13 protein-coding genes are annotated in these 16,941 nt (G+C 68.0%); 8 read left to right on the forward strand and 5 right to left on the reverse strand.

Annotation, left to right across the window (positions count from 1 at the left end; all coding sequences use genetic code 11):
* A partial coding sequence (locus ABT116_RS17930) for a cellulose binding domain-containing protein (RefSeq protein ID WP_351634146.1) occupies positions 1-361 on the reverse strand: 361 nt, incomplete at its 3' end.
* 722 nt (positions 362-1,083) lie between these two features.
* Here ABT116_RS17930 and ABT116_RS17935 point away from each other — a divergent pair.
* The 7 genes from ABT116_RS17935 to ABT116_RS17965 all read left to right on the forward strand — a co-directional run bounded on the left by ABT116_RS17935 (position 1,084) and on the right by ABT116_RS17965 (position 8,959).
* Complete coding sequence (locus ABT116_RS17935) at positions 1,084-2,811, forward strand: glycoside hydrolase family 6 protein (RefSeq protein WP_351634149.1); 1,728 nt, start codon at positions 1,084-1,086, stop codon at positions 2,809-2,811.
* Between the two features lie 424 nt (positions 2,812-3,235).
* Complete coding sequence (locus ABT116_RS17940) at positions 3,236-4,372, forward strand: glycoside hydrolase family 12 protein (RefSeq protein ID WP_351634151.1); 1,137 nt, start codon at positions 3,236-3,238, stop codon at positions 4,370-4,372.
* A 141-nt stretch (positions 4,373-4,513) separates the two neighbouring features.
* Positions 4,514-6,727 carry a glycoside hydrolase family 3 N-terminal domain-containing protein gene (locus tag ABT116_RS17945; protein WP_351634153.1) on the forward strand — a complete coding sequence of 738 codons (2,214 nt, stop codon included), beginning with the start codon at positions 4,514-4,516 and terminating at the stop codon, positions 6,725-6,727.
* A gap of 327 nt (positions 6,728-7,054) precedes the next feature.
* Positions 7,055-7,399, forward strand: coding sequence for a hypothetical protein (locus ABT116_RS17950; protein WP_351634156.1), 345 nt, complete (start codon positions 7,055-7,057; stop codon positions 7,397-7,399).
* 18 nt (positions 7,400-7,417) lie between these two features.
* The gene (locus ABT116_RS17955; RefSeq protein WP_351634159.1) at positions 7,418-7,585 is read left to right on the forward strand and encodes a hypothetical protein; all 168 of its coding nucleotides are present in this window, start codon (positions 7,418-7,420) and stop codon (positions 7,583-7,585) included.
* Between the two features lie 29 nt (positions 7,586-7,614).
* On the forward strand, positions 7,615-7,851 hold the full coding sequence (locus ABT116_RS17960; protein WP_351634161.1) for a helix-turn-helix transcriptional regulator: 237 nt from the start codon (positions 7,615-7,617) through the stop codon (positions 7,849-7,851).
* A 271-nt stretch (positions 7,852-8,122) separates the two neighbouring features.
* Complete coding sequence (locus ABT116_RS17965; RefSeq protein WP_351634164.1) at positions 8,123-8,959, forward strand: ATP-grasp domain-containing protein; 837 nt, start codon at positions 8,123-8,125, stop codon at positions 8,957-8,959.
* Positions 8,960-9,629: 670 nt separating this feature from the next.
* Here ABT116_RS17965 and ABT116_RS17970 read toward each other — a convergent pair.
* Positions 9,630-12,992 (reverse strand): alpha-L-rhamnosidase-related protein, encoded by a 3,363-nt coding sequence (locus tag ABT116_RS17970; protein ID WP_351634167.1) that lies wholly within the window; start codon positions 12,990-12,992, stop codon positions 9,630-9,632.
* 487 nt (positions 12,993-13,479) lie between these two features.
* Between ABT116_RS17970 and ABT116_RS17975 the strand changes: the two genes are divergently transcribed.
* A complete protein-coding gene (locus ABT116_RS17975) occupies positions 13,480-14,106 on the forward strand; it encodes a TetR/AcrR family transcriptional regulator (RefSeq protein ID WP_351634212.1) in 627 nt (208 codons plus the stop codon).
* 13 nt (positions 14,107-14,119) lie between these two features.
* On the opposite strand, the gene ABT116_RS17980 is transcribed toward ABT116_RS17975, so the two are convergent.
* The 3 genes from ABT116_RS17980 to ABT116_RS17990 all read right to left on the reverse strand — a co-directional run bounded on the left by ABT116_RS17980 (position 14,120) and on the right by ABT116_RS17990 (position 16,882).
* Positions 14,120-15,040, reverse strand: coding sequence for a LysR family transcriptional regulator (locus ABT116_RS17980; RefSeq protein ID WP_351634170.1), 921 nt, complete (start codon positions 15,038-15,040; stop codon positions 14,120-14,122).
* A gap of 90 nt (positions 15,041-15,130) precedes the next feature.
* Entirely contained in the window at positions 15,131-16,066 is a 936-nt protein-coding gene (locus ABT116_RS17985; protein ID WP_351634173.1) for a dihydrodipicolinate synthase family protein, read from the reverse strand.
* A gap of 30 nt (positions 16,067-16,096) precedes the next feature.
* Positions 16,097-16,882 (reverse strand): SDR family oxidoreductase, encoded by a 786-nt coding sequence (locus tag ABT116_RS17990; protein WP_351634176.1) that lies wholly within the window; start codon positions 16,880-16,882, stop codon positions 16,097-16,099.
* Positions 16,883-16,941: the final 59 nt, after the last annotated feature.

A 16,941-nucleotide genomic window follows, 5' to 3' on the forward strand; every position in this document is an offset into this window, starting at 1 on the left:
GGGCACCGGTGGAGACGGCGGCGCCCGCCGCGACCCGCGCGTTGTGGGAGGCGTTCTTCACGGTGATGTTCTGGCCGGACTGGGACCAGGTGCCGTTCCAGCCGTTGCCCAGCTTCTGGTTGCCGGAGTAGGCGTAGGTCAGGGTCCAGCCGTCTATGGCGTCCGTGCCGCGGTTGGTGAGGGTGAGGTCAACGGTGAAACCGGAGCCCCAGTCGTTCGTCTTGTAGTCGACACTGCACTGAAGTGCCGCCGCCTGCGCGGTCGGTGAGCCGGTGGCCAGCATCGACAGGGGTAGGGCTAAAGCGGCCGCCACGGCGGTCCACACCCGCCGAACTGTTCTGCGATTGCGTCCGGGATCCATGAACTGGTTCCTCCTAGCGGCTAGCGGCTCGGGGAAGGACAAGTCTTGGTCAGTGGGAGCGCTCCCATAATGGGGATGAGCATGACAGCGGTCAAGTCGCTTGAAGAGTCGAAGCCGGAGAACGGTTCAGTTCATCGAAAGTTTCGCAGAACCTCTGGGCAACCGTGCCGTTCGGCGCTACCTTGCTCGCACCAGTGGGAGCGGTTCCATCAGTCGACGCGCCGGTCAAGGCGCGCCAAACTGCAAGGAGTCGCTCATGCGACACCCCCCACCTTCACTGCTCGCAGCCGCGGTAGGCGGCAACTAGCTCGTAGCCTCCACACACGTCACACCGGATCGAGCGGGTGTGAACCCGTCGGCGCTGTGAAGGATCAGCCCGGACCGTTTCGCAGCGCACGGCAGGATCCGAGGGGCGACCAGCACCGCCGTCGGCACGTCGACAAGCGGTGCGCCGCTCGGACGTGCGCGCCCCCTGCCGGAAGCCAGTACCAGGCGCTTACCACTCCACCGCCTGCACATCGTCAACGGCCTGTTCTCGGACGGGGCGTCCTCGGTGGCGCGCAGGGTGTGCAAGTGCCGGCGTCCCGGCGAAGCAGCCGGTGACCGGAGCCTCGCTGATCTCGGAATGCGACGGTGCAACGCCGTCGTACGGCACCGGACTGCGTGATCGCCTGCGCATCGAACAGCAGAAGACATCCCCGAAGGAGAAGGAACCCCCAGTCATGAGTCGCACCAGGACCTCATTGCTCGCCGCCCTCGCGCTCCTCACCGGAACGTCCGGTACTGCGCTCCTCACGGCACCCGCCGGTGCCGCCACCGCCGCCGCGCCCTGCACGGTGGACTACAAGGTGCAGAACCAGTGGGACACCGGATTCACCGCCGCCGTCACCATCACGAACAACGCGTCCGCCAAGTCGAGTTGGTCGGTGAAGTGGTCGTACTCCGGTAATCAGAGGGTCACCAACGGCTGGAACGCCAAGATCAGCCAGAGTGGGGCCGCCGTCACCGCCGCCAACGAGGGATACAACGGCACGCTCGCCACCGGAGGTTCGGTCAGCTTCGGCTTCCAGGGCAGCTACAGCGGCAGCAACGCGATCCCTGCCACGTTCACTCTCGACGGCGTGACCTGCAACGTCGATGGCGGAAGCGATCCGGGCGACGGAGGAGACGGAGGCGACAACGGCGGTGGCACCGACGGCCGAGTGGCCAACCCCTACGTCGGAGCCAAGGCCTATGTGAACCCGGAGTGGTCGGCCAAGGCCGCCGCGGAGCCGGGTGGCAGCCGCATCGCCGACGAGCCCACCGCCGTCTGGCTCGACCGCATCGCCGCGATCAACGGTGTGAACGGCGGCATGGGTCTGCGCGCCCACCTCGACGAGGCCCTGAAGCAGAAGGGCTCCGGCGACCTGGTCATCCAACTGGTCATCTACGACCTTCCGGGACGCGACTGCGCCGCCCTCGCGTCCAACGGCGAACTCGGCCCGAACGACCTCGACAAGTACAAGACCCAGTACATCGACCCCATCGCCTCGATCCTCTCCGAGTCGAAGTACGCCTCCCTCAGGGTCGCCACCGTCATCGAGCCCGACTCGCTGCCGAACCTGGTCACCAACGCCGGCGGCACCCCCACCACCACCGACGCCTGCGTGGCCATGAAGGCCAACGGCAACTACGAAAAGGGCGTCGCCTACGCTCTCGACAAGCTCGGCGCCATTCCGAACGTCTACAACTACATCGACGCCGGTCACCACGGCTGGCTGGGCTGGGACAGCAACCTGGGCCCCGCGGTGCAGGAGTTCTACAGGACCGCCACCACCAACGGCGCGAGCGTGAACGACGTGGCCGGGTTCATCGTCAACACCGCGAACACCAGCCCCACCAAGGAGCCGCACTACAAGGTCACCGACTCGGTGAACGGTCAGACGGTTCGGCAGTCCAAGTGGGTGGACTGGAACCAGTACGTGGATGAGCAGTCGTTCGCACTCGCCCTGCGGGACAAGCTCGTCGCGGCCGGCTTCAACTCCGGTCTGGGCATGCTCATAGACACCTCACGCAACGGTTGGGGTGGTTCCGCACGGCCGACCGGTCCCGGGCCGAAGACCTCGGTGGACGACTACGTCAACGGCAGCCGCATCGACCGGCGCATTCACGCCGGCAACTGGTGCAACCAGAGCGGCGCCGGCCTCGGCGAGCGGCACACCGCGGCTCCGGCCGCCGGCATCGACGCCTACGTGTGGGTCAAGCCGCCGGGGGAGTCCGACGGCTCCAGCTCCGCCGTCCCGAACGACGAGGGCAAGGGCTTCGACCGGATGTGCGACCCCACCTACGGCGGTAACCCCCGCAACGGCAACAACCCCACCGGTGCCCTGCCGAACGCGCCAGTGGCCGGTCACTGGTTCTCCGCCCAGTTCCGCCAGCTCATGCAGAACGCCTACCCGCCGCTGCCGTAATCCCCTGACACGGGGAGTGTCCGCCGGGACCGGTTCGAACGAGTCGGCCCGGCGGACCGCGACGCGCACAGACGGTGCAACCGGTTGGCCTTGCCTCCCCACGCAACGGCTCGGCTTTCGGGCGAATCGTGAACTCGTGCGTCTCAACAGCGTCGAACCACCTCCCGGACACCACTACGCCGGCATCCGCGGTGTGGCTTTCCCGCGCCGCGGTCCGAAGGCCGAGCACTACTGCGCCTTCCGTCGACCCGTGACCTGGAAATTCCAGATCCCTACGTTCACTGTTCGAAGGGTTGTCAGGGACATGGAGCGCTTCTACAGTCCGTCACCGAAGCAATGAATGGGAGCGCTCCCAAAATCCCTCGGGCGGGGCGTTCCGAATGTGCGTCACCCTTCCGCTCCACTCTCCCGGAGAGGCCCCCACATGCGATCGTCACCACGTCACCCACTCACCGCGCGCACCCTGTTCGGTGCGCTGCTCACGGCTTTCGCCACCCTGGCCGCCCTGGTGGCCGTCGCGCCGGCGACGCAGGCCGACACCACGATCTGCCAGCAATTCGGCTCGACCATCATCCAGGGGCGCTACGTCGTTCAGAACAACCGCTGGGGAACCAGCGCGACGCAGTGTGTCACCGCCACCGACACCGGCTTCCGTGTCACTCAGGCCGACGGTTCCGTGCCCACCAACGGCGCCCCGAAGTCCTACCCCTCCGTCTTCAACGGCTGCCACTACACCAACTGCTCGCCGGGTACCAACCTCCCGGCTCGGATCAACGGCATCAGCAGCGCGCCCAGCAGCATCTCCTACGGCTTCGTCAGCGACGCCTCGTACAACGCCTCATACGACATCTGGCTCGATCCGACGCCCCGCACCGACGGGGTGAACCGCACCGAGATCATGATCTGGTTCAACAAAGTGGGCTCGATCCAGCCCATCGGTTCCCCGAGCGGCACGGCCTCCGTGGGCGGGCGCAGCTGGCAGGTGTGGACGGGCAACAACGGCTCCAACGACGTGATCTCCTTCGTCGCCCCTTCGGCGATCAGCGGGTGGAGCTTCGACGTCATGGACTTCGTCCGGCAGACCGTCTCCCGGGGGATGGCGCAGAACGACTGGTACCTGACCAGTGTGCAGGCCGGTTTCGAGCCGTGGCAGAACGGTGCGGGACTCGCGGTGAACTCCTTCTCGTCGACCGTCAACACGGGCGGCTCGGGCAACCCGGGCAACCCGGGTGACCCCGGCGACCCGAAGGCGAGCTGCAAGGTGACCTACGCGCCGAACGTCTGGGAGGGCGGCTTCACCGCCGACGTCACGATCACCAACACCGGTTCGTCCCCCCTGGACGCCTGGAAGCTGTCCTTCGCCCTGCCCTCCGGTCAGCGGATCAGCAACGCCTGGAACGCCACCGTTTCCCCCTCCTCGGGGGCGGTGACGGCGAGCGGCCTGGGCCACAACGCGCAGATCGCGCCCGGTGGCAGCCAGACGTTCGGCTTCCAGGCCACCTACAGCGGCTCGTTCGCCAGGCCGACCGGGTTCAGTCTGAACGGCACCGCCTGCGTGTGACCCGGTGTGGCACGTCGCACCACCTCCTCACCGGACCGCCCCGGGGCCTGCCCTCCACTTCCCATGCCGAAAGGGTGGGCCCCGGGGCAACCGTTCCGCTCCCTCGCTCCTCCGGCCGCCCCCCCGGAAAGGCCTTACGCCATGAGCCAGAGCCTCGCTCCGTCCTCCCGACGTCCCGCGCTCGTCGCCGCCCTGTGCGCCGCCGCTCTCACAGTGATCGGCCTGACCGGCGCAACACCGCCCGCTGGAGCCGGTGGATCCGCCGCCTCGACGGGCTCCGAGGCCTTGCCGTACCGGGATTCCGCCCTGCCGGTGGCAGACCGTGTCACCGACCTGCTGTCCCGGATGACGCTCGACGACAAGCTCGGGCAGATGACGCAGATCGAGAAGGACGCCCTGGTGCCGCAGGCGGACCTCGCCGCATACCGCATCGGCTCGGTGCTCTCCGGCGGAGACTCCACGGTCAGCCCCAACAACGCCCGGACGTGGGCCGACACCTACGACTCACTGCAGCGCACGGCTCTCGGCACCCCCCTCGCCATCCCGATGATCTATGGCATCGATGCCGTGCACGGCCACAACGCGGTGCGCGGGGCGACGATCTTCCCGCACAACATAGGCCTCGGCGCCGCCCGCGACCCCGCCCTGGTGCGGCGGGTCGGGCGCGCGGTCGCCGAGGAGGTCGCCGGCACCGGCATCGACTGGTCCTTCGCCCCCTGTCTGTGCGTGGCCCGCAACGACAGGTGGGGTCGCACGTACGAGTCGTTCGGCGAGAAGCCCGAACTGCCCACGTCCATGACGTCGTTCATCACCGGACTGCAGGGCGAGACCCTGGGCGCCGGCCCCGCCTCGGTGCTGGCCACCGCCAAGCACTACCTCGGTGACGGCGGTACCACCGGCGGCGTCGACCAGGGGGACACGGAACTGTCCGAGGCCGAGCTGCGCACGATCCACCTACCGCCCTTCCAGGAGGCGGTGCGGCGGGGCGTGGGCTCGGTGATGCTCTCGTACAGCAGCTGGAACGGCGTGAAATCGCATGCACACAGGTACCTGGTCACCGACCTGCTCAAGGGCGAGCTGAAGTTCGACGGGTTCGTCGTGTCCGACTGGGCCGCCGTCGACCAGCTGGACGGGCAGAGCGGCTTCACGGGTGCGGAGATCGCCACGGCCGTCAATGCGGGCGTGGACATGGTGATGGTTCCGCAGGACTACAAGAAGTTCCTCGGCCTGCTGCGCTCCGAAGTGACCGCCGGGCGGGTCCCTGTCGCTCGCGTCGATGACGCCAACCGCCGCATCCTCACCAAGAAGTTCCAACTCGGCCTTTTCGAGAACCCGCTCACCGACCGCTCGTACACGACGGGTGTCGGATCCGCGGAGCACCGGTCGCTCGCCCGCGAGGCCGTACGCGCCTCGCAGGTGCTGCTGAAGAACGAGGGCGGCGTCCTGCCACTGGCCAAGAACGCGAAGCTGTTCGTGGCCGGCAAGTCCGCCGACGACATCGGCAACCAGAGCGGCGGCTGGACCCTTGGCTGGCAGGGCCGCAGTGGCCCGATCACCGAGGGCACCACGATCCTTCAGGGCATCCGTGCCGCCGCCGGCTCCTCCCAGGTCACGTACAACCGCTATGGCAACGGCATCGACGCCGGCTACTCGGTCGCCGTGGCGGTTGTCGGAGAGACACCGTATGCGGAGATGCGTGGAGACCGGCCCGGAAGCATGGAACTGGACCAGGAGGACCTGCAGACCCTCGCCAGGCTGAAGGCGAGCGGAGTGCCTGTCGTAGTGGTCCTGGTCTCCGGCCGTCCACTCGACATCGCCGCCCAACTGCCCGACTGGAAGGCCCTGCTGGCGGCCTGGCTGCCGGGCACGGAGGGGAGCGGAGTAGCAGACGTGCTTTTCGGCGACCATGCGCCCAGCGGCAAACTGCCCATTACCTGGATGCGCAGCGCGTCCCAGCAACCGATCAACGACGGCGACGGCAAGAACCCTCTCTTCCCGTACGGTCACGGCCTGACCTACGCCACGAACCCCGGACCGGGCCCGGGCCCGCAGCCCGCGCCCGAGACCTGCGTCGCCGAGTTCAAGACCGTCTCGTCCTGGTCCGGCGGCTACCAGGCGGAGGTCACGGTCAAGAACACCGGCACCGGCCCACTCACCGGCTGGTCTGTCGCCTGGGACTTGAATGGTTCCACCGTCACCAGCCTCTGGAACGGCTCTCTGTCAGCGGCCCAGGGCCGGGCCACCGTCCGCAATGCCGCCCACAACGGCTCCCTTGCACCGGACGCCACCACGTCGTTCGGCTTCACCGCGGCCGGCCCGGTGGGCACGCCGCAGCCGCGGTGTACCGGCTCGTGACCTAATGCACCATGCCGTGCGTCGTCACGCGCATGGCGGACGTAGCGGTCGAGCCCGTCGAGGCGGCGGCCGTCCGGCGGTGAATCAGCCGTCGAGTCGTGCCGTCGCGGGGACCGCTCGGCCGGTCATGTCGCGCCCGTTGTGATCATGCGCCGCTGAGCCGTGCGTCCCACCTCACCGAGATCACTCAAGGGGGGTGGTAACGCGGTCGACGGGTGCGGCCCGCGCATGTCCCGAACAGGCAATCCGCCATGTCCGCCATGGGAAAGACCCGGGCTCGGTTCTAAGGGTTCACTATCGGCCACCTCGACGAACAGGAGCCGAAACATGCCCGAGGAAGCCAAGTCGGAATTCTGGAAGGACCTCAAGCCGATCACCGACTCGATGAAGCCCGACGCACAGCCGGAGGTCTATCTGCCCCAGGTGGCCACCGACGACGACCGGTATTACGCGCCGCTCAGCGACACCGTGGGTTCGCGCCCCCTGTGGATCAACGTCAAGGACAACTCCTGGGCCGACATCCTGTTCGGTTTTCCCTCTCCCATGCGGCAACTTCTGGTCGACATCCGCCGTGAGGTGTTCGCCGCGCAATGTGCCTCCGGCGAGGTGTCCGCGCCGATACTGCTCGGCAGGACGTCGGCGGCCGAAGGTGCGCAGACTTCCGCGCTGTAGGCGCTCCTGGCCGACTGGGTGACGGGGGAGGGGGGCGAGGACTCGGTCAGCACCCAGGCGACCGTACTGGACTTCGTCCGCACGCTGGCCGCACCTACTCTCGGCGGTTCCGCGCCGCCCGCTGCGTTCTCCCAGCTTGCGGTGGCCAAGGACTACATACGCCGGGCCTTGCCGACCCCGGGCTGAGTTCGGGAAGGGTCGCCGAAGCGGTCGGAGTGTCCGCGCGGCACCTGAGCCGTATCTTCCAGCCGACCGGGGTGAGCCCTTCCCGCTACATTCTCGAACAGCGGCTCGGCAAGGCCCGGCAGGTGCTCGCCGATCCGGGCTCCCGCCATCTGACGATCGCCGAAGTCGCCCACTGCTGGGGCTTCGCCAGCCAGGCCCACTTCACCCGTGTCTTCCGAAGCCGTTTCGGCCGCACCCCGGGGGAAACGCGTCCGCTCATCCTTTAGTACCTGAATCTGAACCTCAGGGCAGGAGACGGTGTGGACCGTTGCGCTGGCGTGGGTGGTTGACTGTGTCACCTTCCGGGGATGCAGTTTCGACACGAGTTCGGGAGTCACTCGCCGGCCAGCTGCGTGATCAATGTTGATGGGATTGATGTCACGGGGTCGTGGCGTCGGCCCGAAGGATCGCGCGCATGCGGAGGCCTGCACACGACGGCGAGCCTGGTCGCACGCTCGCACCGCTGTAGATTCCTTGAACGACCTGAGGAGATCCGCGATGCCCGACCGCCGCAAACTTCTGTTCGTGACCGACCTCGCCTACCAAGCCCGGGGGCGGCGCTACTGCGACGAGGACATCTTCCTGAGCTCCCGACTGCGGGACGCCTTCGACATCGCCCTGTGCCACCCGCTGGATGCCGCCGCGCTGATGGACGGCTTCGACGGAGTCGTGGTCCGCAATAGCGGACCCGTACTGCACTACCAGAAGGAGTACGACGCCTTCCGGGACCAGGCAACGACCCGCAGGACCCAGGTCTACAACCCGCTGTCGGGCCGGGGCGACATGGCGGGCAAGCAGTACCTGCTGGACCTGACGGCCGCAGGATACCCGGTCATCCCCACCATCGACAGGCCCGAAGACCTGCACCTGCTGCCCGAGGTGGGACAGTACGCGGTCAAGCCGAAGGCGGGCGCGGACTCCATCGGCCTGACCTTCGTCCCCGGCAGACAACTGGGCGAGCTCGCCTACGGCGACATCCTCGTCCAACCGCGCATCGATTTCCGGTACGAGGTGTCCTTCTACTTCGTCGACGACACTTTCCAGTACGCCCTCAACGCCCCCGACCCCGAGCGGCGCTGGGTCCTCGAACCCTACGAGCCCACCGACGCCGGCCTCGCCTTCGCCCGGCGCTTCATCGACTGGAACACGATCGACCACGGCATCCAGCGTGTAGACGCCTGCCGCACCCAGGACGGCGAACTGCTCCTCGTCGAGCTGGAGGACCTCAACCCATACCTGTCTCTGGACCGGGTCCCTGAACAGACCCGTGATTTCTTCGTGGAGAGCATGACGTCCTCCCTCCACCGATTCCTGGACACGCTTCCTCGCCCGTGAGGCGGCATCCGGCCCCTGGTCTTCCCCTCGAAGACCAGGGGTATCGGCTTTTCGGGTGCCTGATCGTGGCCTTCGTGGGCGAGGGGTGACGCCGGGCAGGTGATGCCGCTGACAGTGGCTGGCCCGGGGCGGGAGAGTGGTGACCCGGCCGGTGGCAGGGGCGAGGTGAATGTCCTGGCCTTGAGAACGATCAATCCCGCTGGGCGGCGTGGGCGGCGGGCTGTCCGTTCCTGCGGGAGCTTCGGCGGGTGATGCGCCTGGTCATGAGGGTGATCGCGGCCCAGGTGATGAGTGCGGTCCACCCTGGCCACCCAAGTCGCCCCGCACTCGGGGCACCCAGCCAGACCCTCACCCTTGAACTCCGCGGCCCCCCGCTTGCGCAACCGGCGGTCGCGGCGCCACTGCCTGGAACGACATGCCGGCGAGCAGTACACGGCACTGGGCCGTGCGTCCCGCCTCAGCCGTTCACCGCAGCCCCCGCACACCCTCTCCCCGACCCGCCCGGCGCCATCGGACACCCGGCCAGCGTAGGCCCCAAAGCTACTCGAATCCTGGGATACACGACAGGCACCTAGACGCCCTGCACGGACTGCCGGATCTCAAGTGGAGGCCATTCGGCTCCTGCGGGGTGGTGGGCGGCGGAGACCGCCGCCCGTTTACGGATGGCCTGCTACTTGATGCGGATCTCGGCGAGCTGGAGACGGTACCTGTTGGTCTCGTCCGAGGCGGGCTTGCCGAGCTTGGAGACCTTCAGGCGTAGATAGCGGCCGGTGGCGGCCGTGAGGGTGTACGTCTGAGCGGCTCCGCCCGGGTTGGGTTCGGCGGTGATGGTGCGGGCGGTGGTGTAGGTGTTCGACCCGGCGGGGCGGGTCTGGATCGTGAAGTCGACGGGGAAGCCCGCTGTGCCGCCGCTCGCTGCGCCGGCGTCCGTGCGGGGGTGGAGGGTGACGGAGCCGATGGCCCGGTCGGCGCCGAGGTCGATCTCGATCCACACAGGGGTGGTGCTGACGTCGGCGGAGGGGAAGTCGATGCTGGTGAAGCCCTTGCTGCCGGTCACGCTGGTGAGCTTGCCGTCGAGGACGCGTGTCTTGCCCCAGTCGCCGTTCTCCAGCGTGTAGTTGGCGGTGACGGCGGTCGCGGCGGTGGGGACCGTGAGTTCGGCGAGCTGGAGGCGGTACTTGGTGGTCTCGTCGACAGGAGGTGCACCGAGCTTGGTGGCGTGCAGACGGACGTAGCGGGCGGTCGTGGTTCTGAACCCGTACGTCTGCAAGAGTCCGCCCGGGTTGGGTTCGGCGGTGACCGTGCGGGCGGTGGTGTAGGTGCTCGACCCCTCGGGGCGGGTCTGGATGGTGAAGTCGACGGGGAAGCCCGCGGTGCCGCCGCCGACCGTCGGGGTGTCGGTGCGGGGAAAGAGTCGTACGGCGTCGAGGTCGGTGTCGGCACCGAGGTCGATCTCCACCCAGACAGGGCTCGCGCTGACGTCGGGGGAGGGGAAGTCGATGCTGGTGTAGCCCTTGGCGCCGGTCACGCTGGTGAGCTTGCCGTCGGTGAGCCGGTTCTTGCCCCAGTCGCTGTTCTCCAGACTGCTGTTGCTGGTGACGGGCCGGCCGAGGGCGAGGTTGTCCAGGCGGCCGGCGCCGGTGACCGTGAACGTCCAACTGCCCGGCTGGAGGGTGAAGTAGACGTACGAGGAGTCTTTGCTCGCGTAGCTGAGGCCTGAGACGCTGCCAGTGGCGGCGCCCCCCGTCAAGACGGTGGTTCCGTTGGCCTTGATGACCGGGGATGAGCCGCGGTACGTCGGAACACCCACCCGCGCGGTCGTCCCACTCGGGGAGGTGAGGGTCAGGGTGACCTGGTCGCCGTCGCGCGTGATGCCGAAGCGGATGTCGCCCTTGACGGTCGGCGTGACCGTGTTGATCTTCGTGAGGGTGCCGGTCTGCGGGATGACCTCGTACGTGGTCCAGCCGGGCTTGGTGGGACGGACGCCGGCGGCGTAGGCGGACAGTGCGTACAGGGGGCCGCCGTTCCAGGCGTGGTTGTCGGTGCCACCCGACTTGTCCCATATCTCCCACAGGGTGTGGCAGGTGGGGTCGGCGACCTGGGCGGCGTAGCGGTTGCGCATCCGCTCCTCGGCGACGGTGGCCGCCCCCATGAGGTAGAGCGCTTCCAGGACGTAGAACTCCATGTAGGGGCTGGCGTTGAGGTGGGTGCGCAGCACCTCGGTGATCGCTGCGTGTCGGGAGGCGGGCGCGAGGCCGGCGACGACGGCGAGACCGTTGCCGCGGTCGTCGGTGTCCTTGGTGTAGCCGGGTGAGCGGTACTCGTTCTTGGACGTGTCCCACAGGACGCGGTCGAAGTTGGCCTTGATGCTGTCGCGCTTGGCCTGCCAGGAGGCGACGTCGCCGCTGTTGCCGCTGAGACCGGCGAGGGTGATGGCCGTGCCCAGGGCCAGGTAGTACCAGCAGTTGTCCAAGAGGCGGGCGTCGATGTTGGTGCCCCAGTCCTCCCAGTCCCAGTCCCCGGCGCGGTGGTTGACCAGCCCGGCCGAGTCCAGGCTCCACAGGTTCAGGTACGCCTTCACCGCCGGGTAGGTGCCGGCGACCGCATCGGAGTTGCCCGTGTAGAGGTGGTACGTGCCGAAGGCCCACACCGAGGCGAGCATCTGGACGGGCAGTTCGGCGGTCCAGATGGTGGAGGGCATCGGCGAGTAGAGCACGCCGCCGGGCTTCTGCCAGGCGGTCAGCTCGGCGATGGCCTTGGCACCGAGGGCGTGGGAGCGGGTGTCGAAGGTGTAGAAGCCTTCTTTGAGCTGGTTGACCACATCGCCCCACCACTGGGCGCGCTCGCGGGTGGGGCAGTCCATGTAGGTGTCGCGCATGTTGACGTACATCGTGCGCGCCGCCTTGCCCCACAGGGTGTCGAAGAACGCCTCGTTGCTGCTGAACGATCCGGTGAAGTCGGTGTCGTAGCCGGATTCCCGGTACTTCAGATCCAGGATGGTGACACCGGTGGGGATCGTGTACTTCACCGCCGTGCCGCTCATCCAGGCCAGCGCCTCGAACTCCTGGACCCCGCCCTTGCAGACATAGGTCGCGCGGATGTTGTTCTCCGCCCCGGGCGTGAGGCCGGTCAGGCCATCGCCGTCGGCGTAGTGGTCGGTCTGCATGCCGATCACCGCGCCGGTCGGAGCGTCCACCTTCAAGTAGGGCGTGACCTGGAGGTTCGATGGCAAGGTGGCCGTGATGGCGGTGGCGCCCTGTCCCGTGGACGGCAGCGACGAGGCGTTGCCGTAGGACTTCAGGCCCGAGTACCGGAACTGGGGGACCGGCCGACGGACGATGTCGTTCCAGGGCGCGGCACCGGCGGCTCCGAAGTCGGTGGGGGCACCCCACGCGCTGTCGTCGAAACCGGCCGACTCCCAGGCGGTCATGGCGGTGGCGTTGCGGGCGTCGTAGTAGACGTTCGACTCGGGCAGACGGAAGTTGACCTGGGTGCCGCTGGTGTTGTTGGAGTAGCCCGGATGGACGATGTGCTTCCAACTGGTGTCGCTGACGAGCCGGGTGGTGGTGGAACCGGTGGTGATGTCGGACTGGAAGAGCAGGCCGCCCTTGCCGCTGCTGCTGTGGGAGAAGCCCTGCTTGCCGAAGTACCACACCAGCAGCGCCACCGTGTTGCGACCGCTCGTGAGGTACGGGGCGAGGTCGATCTCGTCGTAGTAGGTGCCGGTGCGGTCGGGGCCGCGCTTGAGCTGTCCGTCGAAGACGACGAGCGTGCCGTTGACCCACAGCCAGTACTTGGAGTCCGCCGCGATCTGCGTCACCGCCTTGGACGGTGCGGAACCCAGGGTGAACGACCTGCGGAACGCCACCCACTGGTTCGTCGAGCTGGACGGAGCCCAGATCCACTTCGCGGTCCAGGAGACGGCGGCCGACGCCACGGGAGCCAGATCCGGCGCAAGCACCGAGCCGAGGGTGGGCGTGAGTGCCACGGCTATCGCGGAGCACAGGATGGACCGGCGCGTTACAGAGGGCATGCGGGCTCCTACCGTCGGTGTGCGGTGATGCGGGGGTTGGAGGGCGTCCTGGATACCGGGAAAGAGGGGATGCGGCGACGCCCGATTTTGAATCGTTTCATTCCTGTGTTTGCAGCGGGAATTCTTTGCCGCTCGGCGAGAAGGTGTCAAGGTCTGTGCAGGCGGGAATTCGGCCGCGGCGTGCCGAGGAGGCTCGCCGAAGCGCCGTCGGTGGTGGCTGTGCAGGACTGCTGCCTGGCGGGCCGCGAAGGGCACCCGAACGTCATCGGCCTGTCCACGGCATCGGAGACGACAGTTGCCAGTGCAGCGACCCTCCGCCGCCGCGTGCCGGGAAAACTGATCAGGCGTCCGTCCGCTCGGCGGCCTCTATATCGGCTACGGCGTTACTGTTATGGTGCTGGCCAAGGAGGTGGGACGTTCCGTGGTGGATCCTGTGTCTGCGCGAGCGGACGCGACAGCGGCTCGGCGTTCCCCGGGGCGGCCGCCGGTGCCGTTGGAGCGGATCGTCGCCACAGCGCTGCAGATCGTGGACGAGGAGGGCTCGGACGCTCTCTCGATGCGGACGCTGGCCCAACGTCTGGGCTCGGGCACGGCGACGCTGTACCGGCACTTCGACAACCGGGCAGCGCTGGTCGCCCATGTCGTGGACCGCATGTTCGGCAGCGTGGAGCTGAACGGCGACGAACTCGCCGCACTGGGCTGGGAGCGGGCGCTGCGGACTGTCGCGCACACCATGTTCGACGCCTTGGCCCGGCACCGGAACGCGGCGCGCCTGCTGGTCGAGCAGATTCCCCTGGGACCCAACGCCATGGCGCTGCGGGAGCGCTGCGTCGCGGTGTTGCTCGACTGTGGCTTCCCGCCGCGAGTCGCGGCGTACGCGTTTGCGACCCTGGCCCGCTTCGTCCTCGGGTTCGCCGTACAGGTCAACGGGCGTGGCGGCGCAGGACAGTCCGACGACGCCCCGCCGGCGGCCGTCTTCCAGAGCGTGGATCCGCAGCTGTTCCCGGCCACCGTCACCGTTGCCGGGGTGTTGCCCGTTCCGATCGAGGAAGAGTTCTCCTTCGGTCTCGAGCTTCTTCTCAGCGGGCTTGCCCACCTGCGCGACGAGGCCTGACAGAGCGGCGCGATCACCCTGGCGAGTTCTGCAAACTGATTGCTCCTTCGGGCAGATCCCGCTCCAAGGTCAGAGGCAGCTCCACAGAGGTGAGCATGTCCCGATAGCGTTCTGCCAGCTGGGAAGGGGCTTTTCTGCTGAAAACCACCAGCTCCCGGAAGTACCCGGACCCGATCCGCCGTGCATGGCGCGACCAGCGCAGAGGCACCGCGTTCTCCGGTGCCACCGTCACACCGATCCCCTCGACGGCGAACAGGAGCGCCGCCGACACCTGGCCGGTGCGTGCCACGGCGCGCGGAGTGAACCCGAAGTGGCCCGCCAGTCGGTCCATCACTTCGCTCATGCCTTGTTCCGGCTCGTAGAGCACCCAGTCGGCGGCGGCCAGTTCGGCCGGGCTCGCGGACGCGTCCGCGGGGTACTCGGCGGAACCGATCACCACCATCTCCTCGTACCCGAGGGAATGGACCGGCCCTTCCCACGGGCGGGGTCGTGGACCCACCGCAATGTCGCCCTGTCCGCTGCGCATGGCTTCTTCGAGGTCCCGGCGGTGCGAGTAGTCGTGCAGCCGCAGCACGGTCGCGGGGTACGTCGAGTGCCAGCGGGCCGCGGAGGCCGGCAGGATGCCCGAGGCGACGGATCGTACCGTCAGGACGTGAACGTCGCCTTTGCGGCCCTCGACCACCTCTCGTACGGAGTCCCGGGCGTTCTGGACGATGCGGAGGACCTGCTGCGCCCGCGGCAGGAAGACCCGGCCGGCCGGGGTCAGCGTCACCCCTTGTCTGCCCCGCTCCAGCAGGACCGCGCCCAGCTCCTTCTCCAGGGCTCCGATCTGCTGGGACAGTGAGGGTTGCGTGACATAGAGCCGCGCGGCCGCTCCGCTGAAGGAGCCCGCCTCCCACACGGCGAGGAAGTACTCCAGCTGACGTAGCTGCATTCGATCAAACTACTGGAGTGGGCGTCGCACGTCGCGCAGGCGGTGAGCAGGCACCGGGCGGCGCACCCCGGAACGGGGAGTCATCGCGAGTCACGCCGTCACCACAAGCCTGCTGTCTTTGCGGGCCAGCCGGGTGAGCAGGTAGTCGACCTCGCTGCGGGCACGCGCAGACAGTGCTGCTCCGGGCTTGCGCTGGTTGTCGGATGCCAGGATGCCGCGACGCTTCATCACATACTTGCGCACCGCCAGGCCGACGCCCGGTTGCTGTTCGTAGCGCAGCAGTGGGAGGTGGGCGTCGAAGATGTCATGGGCGGCGTCACGGTCGCCGGCGGTGGTGTGGCGTACCACGTCGACGAGGAGTTCGGGCACGCAGTAGCCCGTCATGGCACCGTCGGCTCCGCGCTCCGTCTCGAAGTCCAGGAAGAGGCCGCCGTTTCCGCACAGGATCGACAGCCGGGGCATCGCTCCGTCGGCCTGCAACTGCCGGAGGGCACTGATCTTTTCCAGGCCGGGCCAGTCCTCGTGTTTCAGCATCACGCATCCGGGCGCGACGCCGGCGATGCGGGCGATGACGGTGGGGGACATGACGACCGAGAAGGAAAGCGGGTAATCCTGGATCACGAACGGCACATCCCCGCCGATGGCGGCCGACGCTCCCTCGTAGTAGCTCACGATCTGGTCATCGGTCCGCAGTGTGTTCGGCGGAGCGATCATGACACCGTCGGCGCCGGCTGACATGACGTCGGCCGTCAGGGCCCGCATGGCGGCGTAGCCGGGTGCGGAGACGCCCACGACGATGGGCAGGTCGGTGCGCTTGATGACGTACTGGACGATGCGCACGCTCTCGTCGTGGGAGAGCTTGGGGGCTTCACCCATCTGGCCCAGCAGGGTCAATCCGGTGACACCGGCGGATCCGTAGAAATCGATCAGCCGGCTGAGTGAATCGAAGTCGACCGCACCCGATTCGGCGAAGGGTGTCGGTGCGATGGCGTAGACGCCGGTGGTGTCGCGGGACAGCGCTGCCATTTCCGCCTCCTTGACTTCTTGTTCCTGCTTTCAGAGGCTCGCGATGAGACCGCCGTCGACACGAATGACCGAGCCCGTGATGTAAGAGGCCTGACTGCTTGCGAGAAAAGCGACGGCAGCGGCGTATTCGCGCGGTTCACCGTAGCGGCCCACGGGGATCGAAGCGACACTCTCAGCGGAGATCTCCTCGACGGACCTCCACTCGCGCTCGGCCTTGGCCTGGTCCAGGACCTTCGTCCGCTGGGTGCCGATCCGGCCGGGAACGACCACATTGCAGGTGACGCCGTCGGCCGCCACTTCCCGGGCCAGCGTCTTGGACCAGCCGAGCAGGCTGCCACGCAGGGCGTTCGACAGCCCGAGGTTGGGTATGGGGGCGATCACGCCGGAACTGGCGCTGGTGATGATCCTGCCCCAGCCGCGGCTCCTCATCAGGGGCGCGACCCGGTCGGTGATCGCGATCACCGGCAGCACCATGGACCGGAAGTGCTGCAGCCAGATCTCCGCATCCTGCCCGCCCACCGGCGAGGGCGGCGGTCCTCCCGTGTTGTTGACCAGGATGTCCACAGGGCCCAGATCCCTCTCGACCGTCGTGATGTGCCGGTCGATCGCGTCCAGATCGCCCAGGTCCCATTTCAGGGCCACGGCCTTTCCGCCTGCCTCGGCCACCGCTTCGACGGTGCGCTCGGCAGCCTGCGGACTGATGTCCGCCACGGCAACACCGGCGCCCTCCGCGGCGAGGGCCTGCGAAATGGCGCCGCCGAGACCCCCACCTCCGCCCAGCACCAGTGCGGTCTTGCCTGAGATTCCCAGATCCACAGCTTCACTCCTCGGGCGGGGCCCCGTTCTCCGGCCGTACGGCTGGCGGCGATGTCCGC

Source organism: Streptomyces sp. NPDC002130 (assembly GCF_040296465.1).
Taxonomy (GTDB): domain Bacteria; phylum Actinomycetota; class Actinomycetes; order Streptomycetales; family Streptomycetaceae; genus Streptomyces.